Annotated in this window: 4 protein-coding genes; 1 reads left to right on the top strand and 3 read right to left on the bottom strand. The window is 57.4% G+C overall.

Annotated elements, in window-relative coordinates:
* Positions 1-1,552: methyl-accepting chemotaxis protein (locus SO139_RS45425; RefSeq protein WP_498542085.1), on the bottom strand; the 1,552-nt coding region annotated here is incomplete at its 3' end.
* A gap of 82 nt (positions 1,553-1,634) precedes the next feature.
* Positions 1,635-1,979 carry a hypothetical protein gene (locus SO139_RS45430; RefSeq protein ID WP_449384066.1) on the bottom strand — a complete coding sequence of 115 codons (345 nt, stop codon included), beginning with the start codon at positions 1,977-1,979 and terminating at the stop codon, positions 1,635-1,637.
* A 1,266-nt stretch (positions 1,980-3,245) separates the two neighbouring features.
* Between SO139_RS45430 and SO139_RS45435 the strand changes: the two genes are divergently transcribed.
* The gene (locus tag SO139_RS45435) at positions 3,246-3,929 is read left to right on the top strand and encodes a hypothetical protein (RefSeq protein ID WP_498542086.1); all 684 of its coding nucleotides are present in this window, start codon (positions 3,246-3,248) and stop codon (positions 3,927-3,929) included.
* 30 nt (positions 3,930-3,959) lie between these two features.
* On the opposite strand, the gene SO139_RS45440 is transcribed toward SO139_RS45435, so the two are convergent.
* The gene (locus SO139_RS45440) at positions 3,960-4,595 is read right to left on the bottom strand and encodes a hypothetical protein (RefSeq protein ID WP_498542087.1); all 636 of its coding nucleotides are present in this window, start codon (positions 4,593-4,595) and stop codon (positions 3,960-3,962) included.
* Positions 4,596-5,079: the final 484 nt, after the last annotated feature.

Here is a 5,079-nt window from a genome sequence, read left to right on the forward strand (position 1 = left end):
TAACTTCTGCGATATTCGAGGCGACCTCATTTGTACCGATTGCAGCCTGCTGCACGTTCCGGGCGATCTCCTGATTGGCGGCGCCTTGCTCTTCCACGGCCGAGGCAATGGCCGAAGAGATTTCCGAGATGCGGCGGATAACGCCACTTACTTCCTTGATGCTGGCGACCGACTCTTGCGTCGACGACTGGATCCCGGTGATTTGTTCGCCGATCTCCTTGGTTGCCTTGGCGGTCTGCTCCGCCAGTATTTTCACCTCGGAGGCGACGACCGCAAAACCGCGGCCGGCATCTCCGGCGCGTGCTGCTTCGATTGTCGCATTCAAGGCAAGAAGATTGGTTTGACCCGCGATGGTGTTGATGAGTTCGATGACATTACCAATCTTGCCGGCGGCATGGGAGAGCGACAACACACGCTCGTCAGCGTTCTGGGCCTGTCGTACGGCTTCACCGGCAATACGCGCTGATTCCTGAACCTGCCGGCTAATCTCGTTCACTGAAGCTGACATTTCTTCCGTGGCCGACGCGACAGTTTGAACATTAGCGGAGGCCTGTTCGGAGGCCGATGCGACGGCGATCGACAGCCGCTCGGTCGATTCCGCCGTCCTGGTCAGTGAGCCCGCGGATGCTTCCAGCTCCGTGGACGCAGAGGAAACGGTGTCGACAATTTCTCCGATTGCACCTTCGAATGCATCGGCAACCTGGCGCAGGTCGGCCTTTCGTTGCTCGGCGACGATCCGATCCTGGTCCACTTTTGCCGCGGCCTCCGCCTTCGCCTTCTCAGCCGCCTTCACTTTAAACCGTTCGACCGCACTGGCGATTTCGCCGATTTCGTCCTTGCGCCCAAGACCGGAGAGCACAACATCGAAATTGCCTTCGGCCAAGTCCAACATCGAGGCCGTCAGCTCCCGAATCGGCTTACTGATGCTGCGCGACGTAAGCACTGAGAGGGCTACACCAAGGAGCATACTAAGGGCGCCAAGAACCAGGGCAATCGTCACACCCAATTGAAGCTCGTCTTCGGCCTTCGAGACAGTCTCTTTCGAAGCCTTCTCGTAATCGTTTGCGAGCGGCTCTGCGAGCTCGTCAACGTGGCGTCCAGCCGCGAGTGCAGAACTTACGGCGGATTTCGCTTCGGCGGTATCGAGGGCACCGTTTCTTCCTCTGTAGTCTTTCAGGCCAAGCGCCTTCGCTGCATCGTCCGCGACAGCTGATTTCAAGTCCCTAACTCTGGCCAGGCGACCCACGTTTTTGGTGTCGGCAGCGAGCTCATCGAGCTGCGCAAAGGCCCTCTTGTAGCCCTCTGCCGCCTTCGCCCAATGCGATTGATCGTCAGTTGCCAAGGCGATCCACGCATGCATCCGACCTTCAAACACATACTTTTCGATGCGCTCGTCTTCGACCACATGATTCTTTTGACGAACAACAGTTGCCAACGAACTGCTCGCGCTCCGGGACGCATTGACCGAGTAACCGCCGATTGCGGCGGTCATCATAAGCAGCAATCCGAAACCGATCATGAGCCGAGCGGCGATTTTGATGTTTGCAAGCACTGCTATGACTTTCCAATATTGAGAGATAGTCCTGCTTCGAATGTTCTTGTGTAGCGAGCTGACGGTCCGGCAGGAACGTCGGCTAGAGCCTGGAAGATTTGAGTTTTGCGAGTTCGAGGTCTTGCTCAATCAGATTGAGAGCAGCTTCCAGTTTGGCCCTCGCTGAAGCGTCGCCAATCTTTTGTATCACCGCTCGCATCTGATGATGGTTCTGCTCGAGCGTGGCGATCGCGTGATCGATCGTAAGCTTGGCATTCGCTTGAACGCTTTCGAGCCGTTGATCTGTGCGTCTATCGGGATCGCATGCCATCGGCACCCGCAACTGCACGATCCGCGCGCCGCGCTTGCCGGTAACGTTTATTCGTGTCGGCCCACGATCGACCTGCACCGGTGCATCCGGCCGGCGAAACTCAACAACATTGAGCATTTCTCACCTCGATGAAACTGCGTCCGCAGTTCTGCGCTTTGCAGTTACGCGATTGGATCCGCCGATGCGTTTAGGGCGGCGTCAGTTAACAAACTTCTTTAAATGCGCGTGATCTGCTAGCGCGCCACAAACGATCGGCTACTTTGGTCGGTCAAGGCTGTGGACCGCAACCTGCGCAAGCTAGTTGAATTTCTGCGCGAGACATCCAAGCCGCGCGGAAATTCTTCAGGATAGCAGGCAACATGAAAGGAAAAGAGCAGGCACGGCGGATTCGAAGAACCACTTGGGATTCTACGAGCGATTGATCCCATCACAGACGAACAGACACACAAGAAAAATATTCGAAAATTTCCATCGGCAGCGAGCCGGATCGCCGATCATTGGTATCGGCACTCAGTACTGACCCGCACTCTCTTGTAGTGATCCAAGAAAACGCGAATCGAGGTCGGCATTCCTTCGACGAAAGCAAAACAGTCGATTTGGGATATTCACTTTATATCGAAGAGATGATAGGTCGAGTGCGGTCGAAGCGTGCAATGCGCGCCTAGATCACGAGGTCCGGTTGGGTTTGCCTCCATTTCCGGGCCTCGTTCAATCAAAGGGTCCTGCGCAGCTTCCGCTCGTCCATTTCCGCTGGTGCGAAGCCTCCGATCGTATCGCCATTGTCCGAGCAGTGTCGCGCCTCATCGCCGCGGCACCTCTGGCCGGTGCCGATCATCAGCGCCCACGCTTTGCCTAGCGCAACTGGGCGAGCAACGCGCGCCGATACGGTTTCGATCATCAGGCAAGCTGCCATGCAACAATCATTAGAGACGCAAGAATAAGCAAAACGATCATGTAAAGCAGAAGCTGAGATATCAAGTCACCATCACGTTCAAACATTATCCCCATCCGCTTTGCCCCGACCGAAATTGTACCAAACGAACATCATTGTCATTTCTCACCTGAGTGCGTCGTCTAGGCTTCACAATTTGCTTCGTTCAATCGATTAAATGCAACGAATCGTACATTCGCGCCCAAATCCTGCATCCGGCCAGCCTCTCCAGTGACCCCTGCGGTATTGGTTGTCGACCGCCAAGTGGTCACACTTGACGACGTCGCGGTCGGTTGAGCGACATCGCGAGCGGGCGGCCGTGACCAGATGCTCCGGCCAACCGTCGCACCTCGTTCGCATTGCTGTAACAGACCGCGCGCAGATTTCGCGCGCGCCGCAGCGACGTTAACGCGGCCCTCGCATCGCTCAAATTTCACACCAGGATAATGACAATGATCCTTCAAGCATTGCGCCCCTTGACCGGGCGTTCGCTCAAGCCCGGCCTTGCGCTCGCGCTGCTCGCCTCCACAGCGCTCGCCTCCGCGCCAGCGCGCGCAGGGGACGGCGATGTTCATTTCCACCGGGGTCATCTGCTGCTGAGTCGCACGGTCTATGACAGCAAGGCCCTAGCCTTCACGCCTGGCATCACCCAACTGCCGCCCAACTGCGTGGCGCCCAACTGCGTCACCGCGACCGCCGATGGTACCTATCCGGCAGTGTTCAGCAACGTTCTGGTCGACGGTTCCTTCGGCATCACCGCCAAGATCATGCTCGACGAGCTGCGGCTCGACGGCGATCACCTGCAATCGCTCGAGGTCCCGAACAGCACTGACCGCGGCACCACCGCCAACAAGGACCAGATGGTCACAAGCTTCCCGTCCAAGTCAGAGATTGCCCTCAACCTGTCGCTCGATCACAGCGTCGTTTCGTTCACGGGGTATCTCGCGCCGGTCGGCGCAGTCGACGTCTCTAGCTCCAATACGCCCGACGTCGTCGATCCGACCAATCCGGTGCCCGGCATCTACTCGCGGGTGATTGCCGATGTCGACGAGAATGGACACTTCCGCTTCACCGTTGTGCTTTTGACTTCCGATGCAAACCAAATTCGCGCTGCAGGCCGTGGAATCACGTTATAGTTAGGGCTCAACTGCAGGAGGGATTCCGCTCTATGTCTCAGGGAAAGACACCCCCGCCACCGCCTCCCACAACGGTCCAGAAGGGCATTCCGAGGCCGCCGCCGCCGCCTCCCAGGCCGATGCCCCGGGGGTAGTCAGCGGGACCAATAGGCCATCCAAATCAAAGCGGCTCCGACAAACGGAGCCGCGATGCCGCATAGGTATGCCCCGGTCAAATTCGCCGACGCGTAGGCGTTGTGCTTTTGATTGTGTGCAACGGTATCGTCTGCAATGTCTACGTAGGCTTTCGCCATAGCGTGCAGAGCTATATCGTGTTGGAGCGCCCACTTCCAAAATTCCGGCCTTCTGGAAGGGGGCAGGCCACAGCACCATGACTGCCTTGACGCATCCCAGGAACAAGCTGAAGGCTACTCCCCCAATCATCAAGCCAACATAGAGCGTCAGATTGTGCGCCTGCTGTAGAGCGATTGCGGCGGTGGTGAGGGCGACTATCACTGGCACGTAGACCGCCAGAACTCTCAGCGCGCGGTCATCTTGGAACAGGACCAGTTTGACGATTTGCTCTTCGTGGCGGGCGGTATCTTGAATCGCTTGTTTGGCTACCTCGTCCGCTGATGAGCTGAGTTGTTCGGGCGATGCCCAAGCATCGATCGGTGTGCCCGGCATAGTAAAATCCCCCACAATCTAACTCAGCCGCTGAGTGACCCGATAGCCGCGCTCTTCTAAGCAGCGACTCACAGGCGCGCCAAGCTGTATCCAGCCGCCATTGCGGGCCTGTTCCTGGCAAGCCGCGAGATCATCCGGATATCTGGTTTGATCAACACCCCGTATGTCCACAGTGGGCGGGGTGTTGACGGTGTTTACCGCGCACCCGCCAAGCGTCAGGCAGCCTAAAAGCAATGTCTTTCGCATAAAAATCCCCCGCGCAATCTAAGCGCGGGGGACAATCTTGAATAGGATTATTTTCCGCAGTCAGTGAACGGTTGAGGCTTCGACGCTAGCCAGCAGAGCTATCGCCGAAAGTTGGTGAAGGCGGCATATCGTGGGAGTGCTTGACGCCTCCACTTCTCCACCGAAGGAGCGATATGCCGTGTCCAACGATAACGTCACCAAGCTGATTCAGCCAGGAGGGTTCGACGATCCACTCACC

It is taken from the genome of Bradyrhizobium sp. UFLA05-89, assembly GCF_059803475.1.

Excerpts from the sequence above, each read along its gene's own strand:
- SO139_RS45435 (WP_498542086.1), top strand. The coding sequence starts at position 3,246 with ATGATCCTTCAAGCATTGCGCCCCTTGACCGGGCGTTCGCTCAAGCCC.
- SO139_RS45440 (WP_498542087.1), bottom strand. The coding sequence starts at position 4,595 with ATGCCGGGCACACCGATCGATGCTTGGGCATCGCCCGAACAACTCAGC.
- SO139_RS45430 (WP_449384066.1), bottom strand. The coding sequence starts at position 1,979 with ATGCTCAATGTTGTTGAGTTTCGCCGGCCGGATGCACCGGTGCAGGTC.